General features: G+C 57.9%; 20 protein-coding genes. 13 read left to right on the top strand and 7 right to left on the bottom strand.

The features are described 5' to 3' along the window. The first annotated feature begins 111 nt into the window (after positions 1-111). The 5 genes from ACR0NE_RS03730 to ACR0NE_RS03710 all read left to right on the top strand — a co-directional run bounded on the left by ACR0NE_RS03730 (position 112) and on the right by ACR0NE_RS03710 (position 5,199). Complete coding sequence (locus tag ACR0NE_RS03730; RefSeq protein ID WP_170514081.1) at positions 112-1,356, top strand: ABC transporter substrate-binding protein; 1,245 nt, start codon at positions 112-114, stop codon at positions 1,354-1,356. Between the two features lie 57 nt (positions 1,357-1,413). Continuing rightward, positions 1,414-2,286, top strand: a complete 873-nt coding sequence (locus tag ACR0NE_RS03725; protein WP_039543053.1) for a carbohydrate ABC transporter permease — start codon at positions 1,414-1,416, stop codon at positions 2,284-2,286. Then, the gene (locus ACR0NE_RS03720; protein WP_010438517.1) at positions 2,279-3,178 is read left to right on the top strand and encodes a carbohydrate ABC transporter permease; all 900 of its coding nucleotides are present in this window, start codon (positions 2,279-2,281) and stop codon (positions 3,176-3,178) included. Before ACR0NE_RS03725 ends, ACR0NE_RS03720 begins: the two co-directional genes overlap by 8 nt. A gap of 5 nt (positions 3,179-3,183) precedes the next feature. Next, on the top strand, positions 3,184-4,281 hold the full coding sequence (locus ACR0NE_RS03715; RefSeq protein ID WP_170408536.1) for an ABC transporter ATP-binding protein: 1,098 nt from the start codon (positions 3,184-3,186) through the stop codon (positions 4,279-4,281). Between the two features lie 108 nt (positions 4,282-4,389). Beyond that, on the top strand, positions 4,390-5,199 hold the full coding sequence (locus tag ACR0NE_RS03710) for a methyltransferase domain-containing protein (protein WP_170394826.1): 810 nt from the start codon (positions 4,390-4,392) through the stop codon (positions 5,197-5,199). Positions 5,200-5,258: 59 nt separating this feature from the next. Here the strand turns inward: ACR0NE_RS03710 and ACR0NE_RS03705 are convergent, their stop codons facing one another. Together ACR0NE_RS03705 and ACR0NE_RS03700 are read right to left on the bottom strand one after the other, a co-directional pair. Then, complete coding sequence (locus ACR0NE_RS03705) at positions 5,259-5,867, bottom strand: MlaC/ttg2D family ABC transporter substrate-binding protein (RefSeq protein ID WP_170408534.1); 609 nt, start codon at positions 5,865-5,867, stop codon at positions 5,259-5,261. Next, a complete protein-coding gene (locus ACR0NE_RS03700) occupies positions 5,857-6,672 on the bottom strand; it encodes an MlaA family lipoprotein (RefSeq protein WP_170598328.1) in 816 nt (271 codons plus the stop codon). The genes ACR0NE_RS03705 and ACR0NE_RS03700 overlap by 11 nt, the downstream gene beginning before the upstream one ends. Before the next feature lie 297 nt (positions 6,673-6,969). On the opposite strand from ACR0NE_RS03700, the gene ACR0NE_RS03695 reads away from it, so the two are divergent. The 4 genes from ACR0NE_RS03695 to ACR0NE_RS03680 are packed head-to-tail and all read left to right on the top strand — an operon-like array spanning position 6,970 to position 9,727. Beyond that, entirely contained in the window at positions 6,970-7,425 is a 456-nt protein-coding gene (locus ACR0NE_RS03695; RefSeq protein WP_170514071.1) for a RidA family protein, read from the top strand. Beyond that, complete coding sequence (locus ACR0NE_RS03690) at positions 7,422-8,192, top strand: glycerophosphodiester phosphodiesterase family protein (RefSeq protein WP_170598330.1); 771 nt, start codon at positions 7,422-7,424, stop codon at positions 8,190-8,192. The genes ACR0NE_RS03695 and ACR0NE_RS03690 overlap by 4 nt, the downstream gene beginning before the upstream one ends. Positions 8,193-8,237: 45 nt before the next feature. After that, positions 8,238-9,425 (top strand): GNAT family N-acetyltransferase, encoded by a 1,188-nt coding sequence (locus tag ACR0NE_RS03685; protein WP_170598332.1) that lies wholly within the window; start codon positions 8,238-8,240, stop codon positions 9,423-9,425. Further along, positions 9,422-9,727 carry a 4a-hydroxytetrahydrobiopterin dehydratase gene (locus ACR0NE_RS03680; protein WP_170394812.1) on the top strand — a complete coding sequence of 102 codons (306 nt, stop codon included), beginning with the start codon at positions 9,422-9,424 and terminating at the stop codon, positions 9,725-9,727. The genes ACR0NE_RS03685 and ACR0NE_RS03680 overlap by 4 nt, the downstream gene beginning before the upstream one ends. Here the strand turns inward: ACR0NE_RS03680 and ACR0NE_RS03675 are convergent. From ACR0NE_RS03675 to ACR0NE_RS03660, 4 genes are all read right to left on the bottom strand, one after another. Further along, complete coding sequence (locus ACR0NE_RS03675) at positions 9,710-10,018, bottom strand: hypothetical protein (RefSeq protein WP_170408530.1); 309 nt, start codon at positions 10,016-10,018, stop codon at positions 9,710-9,712. The two genes, ACR0NE_RS03680 and ACR0NE_RS03675, sit on opposite strands and share 18 nt — an antisense overlap. Positions 10,019-10,046: 28 nt before the next feature. Next, positions 10,047-10,394 (bottom strand): EF-hand domain-containing protein, encoded by a 348-nt coding sequence (locus ACR0NE_RS03670; protein ID WP_170394805.1) that lies wholly within the window; start codon positions 10,392-10,394, stop codon positions 10,047-10,049. An 11-nt stretch (positions 10,395-10,405) separates the two neighbouring features. Then, positions 10,406-10,651, bottom strand: a complete 246-nt coding sequence (locus tag ACR0NE_RS03665) for a glycine zipper 2TM domain-containing protein (RefSeq protein ID WP_170466621.1) — start codon at positions 10,649-10,651, stop codon at positions 10,406-10,408. A gap of 103 nt (positions 10,652-10,754) precedes the next feature. Further along, complete coding sequence (locus ACR0NE_RS03660) at positions 10,755-11,240, bottom strand: peroxiredoxin family protein (protein WP_170408529.1); 486 nt, start codon at positions 11,238-11,240, stop codon at positions 10,755-10,757. Positions 11,241-11,339: 99 nt separating this feature from the next. Here ACR0NE_RS03660 and ACR0NE_RS03655 point away from each other — a divergent pair, with 99 nt between their 5' ends. From ACR0NE_RS03655 to ACR0NE_RS03640, 4 genes are read left to right on the top strand one after another with little or no spacing between them, the layout of a single operon-like run. Next, on the top strand, positions 11,340-12,551 hold the full coding sequence (locus tag ACR0NE_RS03655; RefSeq protein ID WP_170598335.1) for an FAD-dependent oxidoreductase: 1,212 nt from the start codon (positions 11,340-11,342) through the stop codon (positions 12,549-12,551). After that, the gene (gene rsmD / locus ACR0NE_RS03650; RefSeq protein ID WP_170598338.1) at positions 12,548-13,105 is read left to right on the top strand and encodes a 16S rRNA (guanine(966)-N(2))-methyltransferase RsmD; all 558 of its coding nucleotides are present in this window, start codon (positions 12,548-12,550) and stop codon (positions 13,103-13,105) included. The genes ACR0NE_RS03655 and rsmD overlap by 4 nt, the downstream gene beginning before the upstream one ends. A 1-nt stretch (position 13,106) precedes the next feature. After that, positions 13,107-13,742: an HAD family hydrolase gene (locus ACR0NE_RS03645; RefSeq protein ID WP_170598341.1), complete on the top strand. Its 636-nt coding sequence runs from the start codon at positions 13,107-13,109 to the stop codon at positions 13,740-13,742. A gap of 25 nt (positions 13,743-13,767) precedes the next feature. Beyond that, complete coding sequence (locus ACR0NE_RS03640; RefSeq protein ID WP_170394788.1) at positions 13,768-13,947, top strand: hypothetical protein; 180 nt, start codon at positions 13,768-13,770, stop codon at positions 13,945-13,947. Here ACR0NE_RS03640 and map read toward each other — a convergent pair. Continuing rightward, positions 13,935-14,747, bottom strand: a complete 813-nt coding sequence (gene map, locus ACR0NE_RS03635) for a type I methionyl aminopeptidase (protein WP_170515096.1) — start codon at positions 14,745-14,747, stop codon at positions 13,935-13,937. The two genes, ACR0NE_RS03640 and map, sit on opposite strands and share 13 nt — an antisense overlap. Between the last annotated feature and the right edge of the window lies 1 nt (position 14,748).

Genomic DNA, 14,748 nt, shown 5'->3' with positions numbered 1-14,748 from the left:
TTGTCAGGATATTGCATCGCATTCTGCGTTGCCATGCGGCAATCCGTTAGCGCTATATCACCTATGGCCGCCCTTGGGGTGGCACCGAATTCTCAGGGAGGAGAACAAAAAATGAAGCGTTTTGCATTTGCCACCGTGTCGACCTTGGCCGTAGTGGCCGGGTCGGCTGTTGTGGCTGAACCAAAGGCCGAAGTTCTGCACTGGTGGACATCCGGTGGTGAGGCGAAATCGGTCGCGGTTCTGCAGGAAGAGTTCGCCTCGAACGGCGGCACATGGACCGATATGCCGGTCGCAGGTGGCGGCGGCGATGCGGCCATGACTGCGCTGCGGGCCCGGGTTCTTGCGGGTAACGCGCCGACTGCTGTTCAGCTGAAAGGACCTGCCATTCAGGAATGGTATGAAGAGGGCGTTTTGGCAGACATTTCATCCGTGGCAGAAGCCGAAGGCTGGGCCGATGTGCTGCCAGCATCGATTGCAGGCCACATGATGTGCGAAGGTACGTGGTGCGCAGCACCTGTGAACGTGCACCGCATCGACTGGATCTGGGCCAATGCTGACGTTCTGGCCGCCAACGACATTGAAATGCCCACAACTTGGGAAGAGTTCAACGCCGCTGCCGAAAAACTGCAGGCTGCCGGAGTGATCCCGTTGGCCCATGGTGGCCAGGCGTGGCAAGACGCCACAGTGTTCGAAGCGGTTGCGCTGGGACTGGGTGGCCCCGAGTTCTATCAGAAAGCCTTTGTCGATCTCGACCCCGAGGCGCTGACCTCGGACACCATGGTTCAGGTCTTTGATCAGATGCGCACCCTGCGCGGTTATGTGGACGAAAACTTCTCAGGCCGCGACTGGAACCTTGCCACCGCCATGGTGATGAATGGCGAAGCAGCCTTCCAAATCATGGGTGACTGGGCCAAGGGCGAATTCCTGGCGGCTGGCAAGAAGCCCGGCGAAGACTTCCTGTGTGCCTCGACCCCCGGCGACGGATATCTGTACAACGTCGACAGCTTCGCCATGTTCGAAGTGGAAGGTGACGACAACCGCGCTGGTCAGGAATTGCTGGCCAAGCTGATCGTCGCGCCGAAATTCCAGGAAGTGTTCAACCTGAACAAGGGCTCGATCCCTGCGCGGACTGATGTGGCGCTGGATGCGTTCGACATCTGCGCGCAAATCTCGGCCGAAGATATGGGTTCGACCTCGGCAGGCGGTTCGCTGCTGCCGTCTTATGCCCATGGCATGGCGCTGCGCGGGTCGCAGGCCGGTGCGATTACGGATGTTGTAACCGCACATTTCAACTCGGATATGTCCTCGGCTGACGCGGTTCAGCAACTGGCGGACGCGGTAGCAAACAGCTACTGATCCAATACGCTCTGCCCCCTATAGTGAGGGGCAGAGCATCTTTCCCCGGAGGCTAAAATGTCCGAATGGCTGGAAAACCACCTGCCCAAGGTGGTGCTGGCACCGTCGTTCATCGCCGTATTGATCTTTGTCTACGGCTTTATCGGATGGACCGCATGGGTGTCGCTAACCCGATCGAAACTACTGCCGAAATACGAGATCAAAGGCTTCATTCAGTATGAACGCCTGTTCGACTCTCCCCGCTGGGATACGGCGATCAACAACCTGTATATCTTTGGCGCGCTGTTCATCGTGATCGCGATGGTACTGGGCCTGTTGCTGGCCATCCTGCTGGATCAGAAGATCCGCGTCGAAGGCGCGATCCGGACGATCTACTTGTACCCGATGGCGTTGTCGATGATCGTGACCGGTACGGCGTGGAAGTGGATTTTGAACCCGGGCCTGGGCATCGAATCCATGGTGCAGGGCTGGGGCTTTCCGAATTTCGAATTCGACTGGCTGGTGAACCCTGACTATGCGATCTACACTATCGTGATCGCCGCGATCTGGCAGAGTTCCGGCTTCGTCATGGCGTTGTTTTTGGCCGGTTTGCGTTCGGTCGATGGCGAGATCATCAAGGCCGCACAGGTCGATGGTATCCCCACGTGGCGCATCTATACGGCGATCATCATCCCTTCGATGGCCCCGATTTTCCTGTCTGCTTTCATCGTGCTGGCGCACCTCGCAATCAAAAGCTTCGACCTTGTCATCGCCCTGACTGGTGGCGGTCCGGGCTACGCAACCGATCTGCCCGCTACTTACATGTACGCCATGGCCTTTTCGCGCGGCGATATTGGTCAAGCGGCCTCGTCCGCGATGATCATGATGCTGGTCGTCTTTGCCATCGTGGTTCCCTATCTTTACTCAGAGCTGAGGGCGAAAAATGACTGATCTGTCGATGCCCCAAACACAAACCCGCACCCAAAGCGCTACGGGCAAGATTGCCCTGCGTTGGCTGCTTTACGTCCTGCTGGGCCTGTTCGCACTATATTACCTGATGCCGCTGTTCGTGATGCTGACCACCTCGCTGAAAAGCCTTGAGGAAATCCGGACGGGCAGCCTGATTTCGCTGCCGCGAGAGGTCAGCTTTGACGCCTGGAAAACCGCATGGTCCGGCGCTTGTACCGGTATCCAGTGCGAAGGTCTGCGGCCATACTTCTGGAACTCGGTCCTGATTGCGGTCCCTGCGGTGGCCATCTCGACCCTTCTGGGAGCGCTGAACGGCTACGTCGTGGCGCAGTGGCGGTTCAAAGGCGCGAACATCATCTTCTCGCTGATGCTGTTTGGTTGCTTCATCCCGTTCCAGGTGGTTCTGCTGCCCATGGCGCGCCTTCTAGGCATCATGGGAATCGCAGGAACCATTCCGGGTCTGATCTTTGTCCACGTGATATATGGGTTGGGCTTCACCACGCTGTTCTTCCGCAACTACTATGTCACCATTCCGGCCGAGCTGACCAAGGCGGCGCGTGTCGATGGGGCCGGGTTCATGCGGATCTTCTGGTCGATCTTCCTGCCGCTGTCGCTGCCGATCATCGTGGTGACCGTCATCTGGCAGTTCACGCAGATCTGGAATGACTTCCTGTTCGGCGTGTCGTTCAGCCAGGCGGGCACACAGCCCGTGACCGTGGCGCTCAACAACATCGTAAACTCCACCACCGGCGTCAAAGAGTACAACGTCGACATGGCTGCCGCGATCATCGCGGGGCTGCCGACGCTGCTCGTCTATGTCGTCGCCGGTAAGTATTTCATCCGCGGCCTGACCGCTGGCTCTGTGAAGGGATAAGACCCATGGCTCCCATCCTTGATATCAACAAACTCTACAAGAATTACGGCGCGACCGAGATTCTGAAAGACATCAACATCTCGATTGAACCGGGCGACTTCCTGGTGCTTGTCGGCCCCTCGGGCTGCGGTAAGTCTACGCTGCTGAACTGCATTGCGGGACTGGAAGAGATCACCGGTGGCACATTGTCCATCGGCGGCAACGACATGACCCATGTCAGCCCCAAGGATCGCGACATCGCGATGGTGTTCCAGTCTTACGCTTTGTACCCGACCATGTCGGTGGCCAAGAACATCACCTTCGGCATGAAAGTGCGCGGGGTCGATCAGGCCACGCAGGAAGCCAAGCTGAAAGACGTCGCCTCCTTGCTGCAGATCGAGCCATTGCTGAACCGCCGCCCCAGCCAACTGTCGGGTGGTCAGCGTCAGCGGGTCGCGATGGGCCGGGCGTTGGTGCGCGACCCCAAGCTGTTCCTGTTCGATGAACCGCTGTCGAACCTTGACGCCAAGCTGCGGGTCGAGATGCGGACCGAGATCAAGAAGCTGCACCAGACACTGGACGCATCCATAGTTTATGTTACCCACGACCAGATCGAAGCGATGACGCTGGCCACCAAGATCGTAGTCCTGAAAGGCGGGGTCGTGCAGCAGATCGGTACTCCGGCCGAGATCTACAACAACCCGGCCAACCTGTTTGTGGCGGATTTCATGGGCTCACCTGCGATGAACCTGATCCCGGCACAGGCATCGAACAATGGCTCGGGAACGCAAATCTCGATCGCGCGCGAATCCGGTGAAACGCTGGTTCTGAACGATGCACGCGACTTGTCTCTGCCGCAGGATGTCATCCTTGGTCTACGCCCTGAAGATATCGCCGAGGCGGGGTTCCGCGCTGGCGCAGGCGTGCAGGAAGCCGCCTGCATGGTCGATATGGTCGAACCCGCAGGGGCAGATACCTATGTGGTGTCGGAATTGGGTGGCAAGCAGGTCACGGCGCGGCTGCATGCTGAAACCAGCGCGCAGGCTGGTCAATTGCTGAACTTGGCGTTCGACATGAGCAAGGTGTCCTACTTTGCCAAGGAAACGGGTGAACGGCTGAATTAAGTTGCCGTTGGCCCGCACCAACCCGGGGTGGGCCATAGCAATCACGGTCGGTTTTGGCCGGTTAATTTGAAATATGCTATCTTGGGACGTAGCGAAGGGAGGCGCGCTATGTCCGATCCGTATTCCGATCTGGCCGGGCAGGATATCTCGGTCCAAGAGCGTATCGCCGAAGCTATGGAAGCGCGGTGTCTGGAGCCGGCGCAGAAAGAGATCAGGGATAGCTATCTAAGTGATCTGATTGTCCCTGAGGGCGGGTTCGCGGTTGAGCTGGGTTCAGGCACCGGGCACATCACGCAAGAGCTGCTGTCAGTTGGCGGGGTGGAGCGCGCGCTCGGCATTGAGCCCTCACCGGTTATGGTCAAACGTGCGAGAAACAGCTTCGCCAGCGAGAGCAATCTTGTTTTTGAAACCGGCGATGCAAAGGCAACCAGGCTTGAAGATAGCTCAGCAGACCTTGTTCTGGCGCATACACTGTTGTGCCATGTACCCGGCCCCGACGATGTGGTTTCCGAGGCCTTTCGGATACTGAAACCGGGCGGGATATTCGCGATTTGCGATGGGGACTACGATACCGCCACAGCGCAGATTGCCGATTTTGATCCTCTGGATCAACTCATTCGGTTCATGATCAATCAGAACGTCACAAACCTTTGGATCATGCGCCAGATTGGCGGTGTACTCTCTCAGGCAGGTTTTGAGCTGGGCCGTCGCCGGGGACACGGTTATGTAGCCGAAGGAGAGGCGACTTACTTTCTGACCGTTATCGACCGTGGTGCGGATCGAATGGCCGAGACCGGGTTGTTGGCGCCTGAAACGGCACAGGCGCTGAAATCCGAGGCCCGGGCGCGTGTGTCTGCAAACACGTTTTTTGGCTACATGTCTTATGTCAGCCAGATCGCGCGCAAGCCTGCAACCTGAACAAAAAAGCCACCGCGCGAACGGGTCGAGCGGTGGCCGGCGTAGGGTAATACCTCTGATCAGCCAGTCTTTTTCAGATCTTTGATCAGGCGATTCAGGTCGCCGCCGCGCGCATCCAGCATTGCGCCAATCTCTGTGCGCTCGGTCAGCAACAAATTTACACCTTCGATGAACATGTTGTAGAACTTGCCACGGCCCGATTTGTCGGACACCAGGAATGTCACTTCGAACGGGGATGAGCCGCGCAATTTGACCGAGGTTCTGACCTCGTATCCGGTCTTGATCTTGCGCGCGTTACGCACGGTGACCTCACCGCCGATGAACTCGCGGAACCGGCGACCATATTTGCGCGAAATATAGCCTTCGAACGCTTTGGTGAACTGACGCAGCTGTGCGGATGAGGCTGTGCGTGCATCCGCCCCCAGCGCATAGCGGGCCATGATCGGCACATCACCGTATTGCACAAAGATCTTTTGAAAATCACGCAGCATGGCATTTTCGGATTTACCCGAGTCAATGATACGCGTGATATCGGCCACAACGCTGTTGACCAGCTGTTTGGCCTGCGCTTCGGTCAGCGCGAACGCGGGCAGAGGCAATGCGGCAACTGTCATCCCGGTCAGGGCGGTGGCCACAAAACGGCGTCGGTTCAACAGGTTATTCGGCATAGGGGTCCTCGTACGGGTCAAGATAGGGGTCTCTGACAGGGTCGGTCCCGGTGGTGGCGTAGGGATCGTCATACAGACCCAGATAGGCGTCTTCATCATCCCTTGCCAGTTCAAAGCGGCGATTTTGCAGGTAGATCGTACGCGCCTGCGCGTAACTGTCTGCACTTTCGTACAGAATCGAATCAACTGTATCCGAGAACCGACCGCGATCTCCCATCCGCCGCACGACCTCGGCATAGACACCAATATTGTCGACCGGGCGGGTCGGGCTAAAGTTGATCGGATTCGAGAACAGGTTGACCACGACGCCGACCGCATCGCGCGCAGTGGACGGGCCATAGAAGGGCAGTTCCACATAAGCACCTTCGCCCACGCCCCAGACATGCAGGGTTTCGCCGAAATCAGTGTCAACAGGCGGCAGGTTCAGCTCATCCGCCGGGGCTGACAGGCCAAAGCCGCCCACGGTCGAGTTGATCAGAAAGCGCAGCAGCGCATTGCCGGACTGTTTCAGATTGCCTTGCAGCAGATAGTCCAGCGCCTGCCCGGGCATCGTCAGGTTTTCGGCAAAGTGATTGAAACTGGTAACCATCGGATCTGGTACGATCTTCACATAGCCTTTCGAGGCCGGTCGGAACAGGAATCGGTCTACACCCAGATTGAACTTGTGAATGCCCCGGTTGGTCCCTTCATAGGGGTCAAAAATCTCACCCCGCGCCGCTGCGTCCTGAGGCTGCGTCGCGCATGCCGATAGGACCGTCAGGATGCCGAGTATGATCAGGTGCTTCAGACGAATGTAACTTGGCACTGTCTTCGTTACTCCGAAAATTGCCCAGCGGTATCTGGGCCTTCAATCAATACAGCCTATGCACCCTTGGTGGCGCAATTGGTCTCACATAGAGGTTTCGCGCAGGATTTGAAACAACAACTCGCGTTTACCTCAGCCGATGGGGCGACGTAAAGTGACACGAATTCAACACTTCCTGAATAAGAGAAGACCTGCCCAGTTTGCAGGCAATGGGAAAAATCCCGCTTTCACGCTTTCGGAAACAGGTTTTCCCGGTTAGCGTCCGCGCGGAATCACTATGAGATGAGGATAATCCACATGAGCATCGCAGCAAAACTGGACAGCCTGGGTATCAGCCTGTCGGACGCACCTGCTCCGGCAGCGAACTACGTTCCTTTCGTGCGCATCGGCAACATTGTCTACGTGTCGGGCCAGATCTCAAAGGCGGATGATCTGATCACTGGTAAGCTCGGTGATGATATGGATGTTGAGGCAGGCGCCGCTGCAGCCAAAGTCTGCGCCATCAACCTACTGGCTCAGGTCAAAGCGGCCTGTGGTGGCGATATCGACAAGCTGGTGCGCGTGATCAAGCTGACCGGTTTTGTAAACTCGACCGCTGATTTCACAGAACAGCCGAAGGTGATCAACGGGGCCTCCGACTTCCTGGTCGAAGCGCTGGGCGATGCCGGTCGTCATTCGCGCTCGGCCGTCAGCGCAGCCTCATTGCCTTTGGGTGTTGCCGTCGAAATCGAGGGTATTTTCGAGGTTCAATGAAACCGTCCCTTCCGTCTGAGTTCCTGCAGCGCCCGATAGCACATCGCGCGCTGCATGACATTTCTGATCAGCGGCCCGAGAATAGCCGGGCCGCCATTCGTGCCGCAATAGACGCCGGTTATGGGGTCGAGATTGATCTGCAACGCACCCGTGACAATCGGGCCATGGTGTTTCACGACTATGACATGACACGTCTGACCGGGCAGCCCGGACCGATCCAACAGATCACCGAGACACAAGCGCGGGCCCAGACGCTTCTGCATTCTGACGGTGAAGGTATCCCCTCGCTGGAAGAGGTGCTGGCCATTGTTGCAGGACGGGTGCCCTTGCTCATCGAGCTGAAGGATCAAGATGGTGCAATGGGCCCCGATATCGGCGCTTTGGAAGCAGATGTTGTAAGCGCACTGAAAGACTATGAAGGCCCGGTCGCGCTGATGTCGTTCAACCCGCATTCAGTCGCAGAGATTGCACGCCTTGCGCCACATTTGCCGCGCGGTCTCGTTACCAGCTCTTACGAGCCCGAAGTCGAGCTTCTGCCGCAAGCCGTCTGCGATCATCTGCGCAACATCCCGGATTTCGACCGCGTTGGAGCCAGCTTTATCAGCCATGAAGTCATCGATCTTGACCGCCCCCGGGTCGCTGAGTTGAAGGCACAGGGTGTGCCGATCCTGTGCTGGACCGTGCGCTCGCTTGAACAAGAAGCAGAGGCACGCAAGGTTGCCGATAATGTTACGTTCGAAGGCTATCTGGCCGAACATCCCGCTTGATCCCGGCGCGCGCGATCACAGATAAAGGTGCAGCGCGGAGGGGATATGGATCAGGCAAAGATTGAGGTTCGGGTTCTGACATCGGTCTCGCAGATTTCCGCGAGCGACTGGGACAGTTGCGCCTGCCCCGAGGTTGCCGATGACGGGCGACCGTTTGATCCGTTCACGACACATCGGTTTTTGCATGCCCTGGAAGAAAGCGGCTCGGTCGGGCGCGGTACTGGCTGGCAGCCGCAATACCTGACGGCCTATCTGGACGGGATGCTGATTGCGGCAGCCCCGATGTTTGCCAAGTCGCACTCCCAGGGTGAATACATCTTCGACCATAGCTGGGCTCATGCCTATGAAAGCGCGGGCGGGCGATATTATCCCAAGCTGCAGATCGCGGTGCCCTTCACACCCGCGACTGGCAGGCGTTTTTTGGTGCGACCCGGCTACGATGCTGTCGGGATCTCGGCGCTGGTGCAAGGAGCGGTGCAACTGGCCGCCGAGAATCGAATTTCATCGCTGCACGCTACGTTCTGCACCGAGGCCGAAGCGCTGGCAGGTGAGCAGATGGGCCTGATGGTCCGCCACTCGCAGCAGTTTCACTGGCTCAATGATGATTACGCCGATTTTGACGAGTTTCTGGCTGCGCTGTCCTCGCGCAAACGCAAGAATATCAAGAAGGAACGCACGCAGGCCTGTGATTTCGGTGGGCAGATTCGAACAATCACCGGCGATGATCTGCGACCCGAGCATTGGGACGCGTTCTGGCGGTTCTATCAGGATACTGGCGCGCGAAAATGGGGCTCGCCCTACCTGACGCGACAATTCTTTGATATCGCTCAGGAAACCATGACGGATGACATCGCTTTGGTGCTGGCCGAACGCAATGGATACCCCGTCGCCGGTGCGTTAAATTTTGTCGGGCGGGAAACGCTGTATGGCCGGTATTGGGGCTGTGTCGAACATCACCCCTGCCTGCATTTCGAACTGTGCTATTATAGGGCGATCGACTTTGCCATTGCGGAAGGTCTGGCGCGGGTTGAGGCCGGTGCGCAGGGCGAGCACAAGCTGGCGCGCGGCTATCTGCCAACCCGCACGCATAGCTTGCACTGGGTTGGCGATCCGGGTTTTGCTGATGCGGTTCAGAAATATCTGGACGCCGAGTCCCACGCAGTGGGAGAAGAGATCGAGATTCTGACGGATTTTGGTCCGTTCAGGAAATCGAACCCGGAGGAACAGCAATGACCGAACTTCTGTCAACCGAGACCCGCGGCCCGCTGCTGGACCCGCTGTTCAGAAATGGCTGGACCATGGTCGAAGACCGCGATGCGATCACCAAGACCTTCATCTTCGATAATTTTGTCGCCGCCTTTGGCTGGATGACGCAGGTGGCGATCTGGGCCGAGAAATGGAACCACCACCCCGAATGGTCGAATGTCTACCGCACGGTCGAGGTGGTCCTGTCGACCCATGATGTTGGCGGTCTGTCTGCACAAGACGCCAAGCTGGCGCGTAAGATGGACAGCCTGCTAACGGTCTCCGCGTGAACCCGTCCCACCGGCCAGCAATGTTGCCGTTCCCAGCTGCTTGAATTCTGCCGGGGTGATCGTGCCGTCGCTGACATTGATATTGCCCGGAATTCTGATCGTACGGGTGCCGACGGACCGCACGCTGCGGGCCGCCGGATTGATGTCGAGGCACCGATTTTCATAACAGGTCAGACCGCTGGTATTGATCTGAATCTGCACCTGACCATCAGGGCCGCTGATCACCGGGGATTGCTGTACGTCACATGCGGCCAAAGCCACCAGGCTACCGAGGCAGATCCATTTATTCATGACACGCTCCTGCCAACCAAGTTGGCGTTTAATCTAAGAGACCGTTGCCATCCTTATCCGCAGCGTCAAAATCGTTCTGCATCTGGCTGACATACTCTGCCTTTGAGATAAGACTGTCGCCATCCCGGTCAACGGCTTCGAACTGTTTGATATCCAAGAACGGTTTTGCTTCGCTCAGGCCCAGAGTGCCGTTCTTGTCTTCGTCCATTGCCTGAAATGCATAGTCCGAGAAGGCGTTGAATTCGTCCTTGGACAGGAAGCCGTCATTGTTGGTGTCGATGTTATTCAACTCGGCCTCGTGCAGTTCTGCGACAGTCTCGGCGTTTGCAGCAGCAGCCATCAGGAATGCGGTGGTGATAATCAATACTCGTTTCATCTCAAATCTCCTCAGCACGCGTAACGTTCGCCAGACACGCCACCCGCAGCGGCGCCCGCCGCCGTCAGGATGGTCTTTCCTGAACCACCGCCAAATTGATTGCCGATCACTCCACCGATCAGGGCGCCGCCTATGGTACCACTCAGGCAGGCGATCTCGTGCTGTCGCGCAGCCTGTTGTTGGGGTGTGGGTGCAGGTCCGCACGCCGCCAGGGCCCCGGCGGTGCCAAGAAACAATGTAAGAAATTTCAGTCGCATCAATGAACTCCCCAGTTGTATGGGCCAAGTATTGGCGCATCGGGGCGTTGCATCAAGTTAAATGCGTTTCACGTGGCCCCGGTCAAACCGGGGCCGACAGGGATCAGATACTATCAAGCAGGCCTTCACCAGCCGAGACCTCACAGACACCGGGGTTTTCTTCCAGATTCATCGCCACAACCTTGCCGTCTTCAACCAGCATTGCATAGCGTTTGGAGCGTGCAATCAGGCCTACGGGCGGGGCGTCGAAATCCATGCCGATCGCCTTGGTAAACTCGGACGCCGCATCGGCCAGCATGGTCAGCCCGGCCGCTGTTGCACCGGTGCTTTCTCCCCAGGCGCCCATCACGAAAGGGTCGTTGACTGAGATACAGATGATTTCCTCTACACCCTTGGCATCGAACTGGTCCTTGGTCCGCATGAAGCTTGGTACATGAGCGGTTGTGCAGGTTCCGGTGAACGCACCGGGTACAGCGAAGATCACAACCTTGCGCCCTTTGGTCTTGTCTGAAATCCGAACCTCCTCGGGGCCTTCGGCACCCATCTGGATCAGCGTGGCCTCGGGCAGCATGTCACCTGTTGCAATCATTTTTACGCTCCTGTCATTTGGATTTGCAGAGTCGGGCTTTGCCGCAATATAGGTGGTCGAAACAAAGTAACCACGTGAATTCTGCAGGGTGAGCGAAACATGAGCCATATTGTCGTGATCGGGGCAGGGCAGGCCGGTGCTTCTTTGGTAGCACGGCTGCGCAAGGACGGGTTCGAAGGTGACATCACCCTGATCGGTGCCGAGCCGCATTTGCCCTACCAACGCCCGCCCTTGTCCAAGGCTTACCTGTTGGGCGAGATGGAGCTGGAGCGCCTGTTCCTGCGGCCTGAGAGCTTCTATGCCGAAAACAACATCACCCTACGGTTGGGTCTACGTGTGACGGCGATTGATCCAGAGGCCAAGACGGTGACCCTCGGCGATGAGGTGATCACCTATGATGAACTGGCGCTGACCACTGGGTCCGACCCACGCCGCCTGCCCGCAGCGATCGGGGGCGATCTTGAGGGTGTCCATGTGGTGCGAGATCTCGCCCATATCGACGAGATGGAACCTCGGGTATCGGATGGCGCCCGCGCGCTGATCGTTGGTGGCGGCTATATCGGGCTTGAAGCCGCCGCCGTTTGTGCCAAGCGCGGGGTCAAGGTGACCTTGGTCGAGATGGCCGACCGCATCCTTCAGCGTGTCGCGGCCAAAGAGACAAGCGACTACTTTCGCACGCTGCACACCGAATACGGGGCCGACATTCGTGAGGGCGTCGGGTTGGATCGTCTGGTTGGTGAAAACGGCAAAGTGAAGGGTGCTATTCTGACCGACGGCACCGAGCTTGAGGTGGATTTCGTCGTGGTTGGCGTCGGCATCGCGCCGTCGATTCAATTGGCTGAAATAGCCGGGTTAGAGCTGGATAACGGCATCAAGACCGACGCCCATGGCCGCACCTCAGATCCGTCGATCTGGGCGGCGGGCGATTGCGCGTCGTTCCCGCATGGCGAAGGCCGTATCCGCCTGGAAAGCGTGCCGAACGCCATTGATCAGGCCGAGATCGTGGCCCAGAACATGTTGGGCGCGGCTAAGGATTACACTGCAACGCCATGGTTCTGGTCCGATCAGTATGACGTCAAGCTGCAGATCGCCGGGCTGAATACCGGCTATGACCGTGTGGTGACTCGCAAGGGTGAGGGCGCGACGGTGTCCTTCTGGTACTACAAGGGCGATCAGCTGATCGCGGTCGACGCGATGAATGACCCGCGCGCTTATATGGTCGGCAAACGCCTGATTGATGCGGGCAAGACCGCTGATCCGGCTGTTGTTGCCGACCCAGAAGCGGACCTGAAACCGCTGCTCAAAGCGTGAGGATCATCGCCGGAGACTTCCGGGGCCGGGCTCTGACTTCGGTTGGCAAAGGCGATGCCGGTGCGCATCTTCGCCCGACCACTGACCGGGTAAGGGAAAGCCTGTTCAACGTTTTAAATCATCAGATCGACTTCGACGGCTTGCAGGTTCTCGACCTGTTTGCGGGCACCGGTGCATTGGGACTTGAAGCGCTGTCTCGCGGCGCGTCCCACGTCACGTTTGTCGATGATGGGAGGGTCGCGCAGGGTCTGATCCGCAAGAATATCGCCCTGACCGGAAGCGCCAGCCAGACCACTTTGATCCGGCGGGATGCGACCCGTTTGGGCGAAAACCCGGGCGCTGTCTGTGATCTGGTTTTTCTGGATCCGCCTTACGGAAAAGCTCTGGGTCAAAGGGCACTGGCCGCGGCTACCCAAGGTGGTTGGTTGTCTGATGACGCTCTGATCGTCTGGGAAGAAAGCACCCCCATGCTCGCGCCCGAGGGCTTCACGCTGCACGACGCGCGGAAATATGGCGACACGCATATCTCGCTGATGTGGCGCACAGGGGGCTGAGATGCACGATCTGGTTATCTTTGATTGCGACGGCGTTCTGGTCGATAGCGAGGTTTTGTCCAATCAGGTCATGGTCGACAATCTCGCTGGCCATGGCCTGCACTTGTCCTTAGCCGAATGCATGTCCCTGTTTGTTGGCGGCACCATGACCGGTGTGCGCGACAAGGCGCGCGAGCTGGGGGCTGATCTGCCGGATGACTGGACTGATCAAATCTATGCGGAAATCTACGAGACGCTGAAAGCAGGCACGCCTCTGGTCGCGGGTATCCGTGAATTGCTGGCGCAACTGGATGCAAGCGACATTCCCTACTGTGTCGCCTCAAATGGGCGGCCTGAGAAAATGAAGATTACTTTGGGCCAGAATGGTCTTTGGGAGCGTTTTCAAGATGTGATGTTTTCGGCGCAGGTGCTTGGAACGGGCAAGCCCGACCCGACCCTGTTCCTGACCGCTGCACAGCATTTCGGCGCAACGGTGCCGGTTGTGATCGAAGACAGCGAAAACGGTGTCACCGCAGCAATCCGCGCCAATATGCGCTGCCTGGGCTACGCGGCCCATGATGATGGTGCGCGATTGGAAGAACTAGGGGCCGAAGTGTTCTCCGACATGTTACATGCGCCCAAGCTTTTGGGACTTTGAGCCATAAACGTGTTATGCTTGGTCCATGGACCGCGCTATCACACCTCCGCTCTGGGCTTTTTCGAAAGACGCCGACACCACAACTGGGCCTCCGCCCAAACCGATGCGCGCGCCGGTGTTCATTCACGACGCGGTCATCCCGTGGCGGGATGAAACCTTACTGCTGAAGCTATTACGCGATCAGGCGACCGATCAGGACGAATAGGTCGGGTGATATTTGCCGCCCGGTGACAAGGTGAAAATCTCAACCCCATCTGCGGTCACACCGACCGAATGCTCGAACTGCGCCGACAGCGATTTGTCGCGGGTCACGGCAGTCCAGTCATCGGACAGTGTCTTGGTTTCGGGACGCCCCAGATTGACCATCGGCTCGATGGTAAAGAACATGCCCTCTTCCAACACAGCTCCGGTACCCGGACGACCATAGTGCAGGACATTTGGTGGCGCGTGGAACACCCGGCCCAGACCGTGGCCGCAGAAATCGCGTACAACGCTCATCCGATGCGCCTCGACATAGGCCTGAATGGCGTGGCCGATATCGCCGAACGTATTGCCCGGCTTGACCATCTCGATACCTTTGAACAGTGCGTCGTGGGTCACCTGAATCAGCCGTTCGGCCTTGCGCGGCAATTTACCCGCCACATACATGCGCGACGTATCACCGAACCAGCCATCAACGATGACGGTCACGTCGATATTCAGAATGTCGCCATCCTTCAGCTTTTTGTCACCCGGAATGCCGTGACACACCACGTGGTTCACGCTGATGCAGCTGGCGTGCTGATAACCCTTGTAGCCAATGGTTGCCGATTCCGCACCTGCATCCTCGACCATCTGAGTGATCAGCCCGTCAATCGCACCGGTGGTCTGGCCGACAAAAACATGTTTAGCAATGTCATCCAATATCCGCGCAGCCAGCGCCCCTGCCGCATGCATGCCGGCAAAGTCACTCTGTTCATAGATGCGGATACCGTCTTTGGTCAGACGGCCACGATGTTCTTTCATC

The organism is Ruegeria sp. C9, from assembly GCF_056537585.1.
This window is presented reverse-complemented; position numbering and strand designations above follow the sequence as displayed.

Excerpts from the sequence above, each read along its gene's own strand:
- ACR0NE_RS03730 (WP_170514081.1), top strand. The coding sequence starts at position 112 with ATGAAGCGTTTTGCATTTGCCACCGTGTCGACCTTGGCCGTAGTGGCC.
- ACR0NE_RS03725 (WP_039543053.1), top strand. The coding sequence starts at position 1,414 with ATGTCCGAATGGCTGGAAAACCACCTGCCCAAGGTGGTGCTGGCACCG.
- ACR0NE_RS03720 (WP_010438517.1), top strand. The coding sequence starts at position 2,279 with ATGACTGATCTGTCGATGCCCCAAACACAAACCCGCACCCAAAGCGCT.
- ACR0NE_RS03715 (WP_170408536.1), top strand. The coding sequence starts at position 3,184 with ATGGCTCCCATCCTTGATATCAACAAACTCTACAAGAATTACGGCGCG.
- ACR0NE_RS03710 (WP_170394826.1), top strand. The coding sequence starts at position 4,390 with ATGTCCGATCCGTATTCCGATCTGGCCGGGCAGGATATCTCGGTCCAA.
- ACR0NE_RS03705 (WP_170408534.1), bottom strand. The coding sequence starts at position 5,867 with ATGCCGAATAACCTGTTGAACCGACGCCGTTTTGTGGCCACCGCCCTG.
- ACR0NE_RS03695 (WP_170514071.1), top strand. The coding sequence starts at position 6,970 with ATGAGCATCGCAGCAAAACTGGACAGCCTGGGTATCAGCCTGTCGGAC.
- ACR0NE_RS03690 (WP_170598330.1), top strand. The coding sequence starts at position 7,422 with ATGAAACCGTCCCTTCCGTCTGAGTTCCTGCAGCGCCCGATAGCACAT.
- ACR0NE_RS03685 (WP_170598332.1), top strand. The coding sequence starts at position 8,238 with ATGGATCAGGCAAAGATTGAGGTTCGGGTTCTGACATCGGTCTCGCAG.
- ACR0NE_RS03680 (WP_170394812.1), top strand. The coding sequence starts at position 9,422 with ATGACCGAACTTCTGTCAACCGAGACCCGCGGCCCGCTGCTGGACCCG.
- ACR0NE_RS03675 (WP_170408530.1), bottom strand. The coding sequence starts at position 10,018 with ATGAATAAATGGATCTGCCTCGGTAGCCTGGTGGCTTTGGCCGCATGT.
- ACR0NE_RS03670 (WP_170394805.1), bottom strand. The coding sequence starts at position 10,394 with ATGAAACGAGTATTGATTATCACCACCGCATTCCTGATGGCTGCTGCT.
- ACR0NE_RS03665 (WP_170466621.1), bottom strand. The coding sequence starts at position 10,651 with ATGCGACTGAAATTTCTTACATTGTTTCTTGGCACCGCCGGGGCCCTG.
- ACR0NE_RS03660 (WP_170408529.1), bottom strand. The coding sequence starts at position 11,240 with ATGATTGCAACAGGTGACATGCTGCCCGAGGCCACGCTGATCCAGATG.
- ACR0NE_RS03655 (WP_170598335.1), top strand. The coding sequence starts at position 11,340 with ATGAGCCATATTGTCGTGATCGGGGCAGGGCAGGCCGGTGCTTCTTTG.
- ACR0NE_RS03645 (WP_170598341.1), top strand. The coding sequence starts at position 13,107 with ATGCACGATCTGGTTATCTTTGATTGCGACGGCGTTCTGGTCGATAGC.
- ACR0NE_RS03640 (WP_170394788.1), top strand. The coding sequence starts at position 13,768 with ATGGACCGCGCTATCACACCTCCGCTCTGGGCTTTTTCGAAAGACGCC.
- map (WP_170515096.1), bottom strand. The coding sequence starts at position 14,747 with ATGAAAGAACATCGTGGCCGTCTGACCAAAGACGGTATCCGCATCTAT.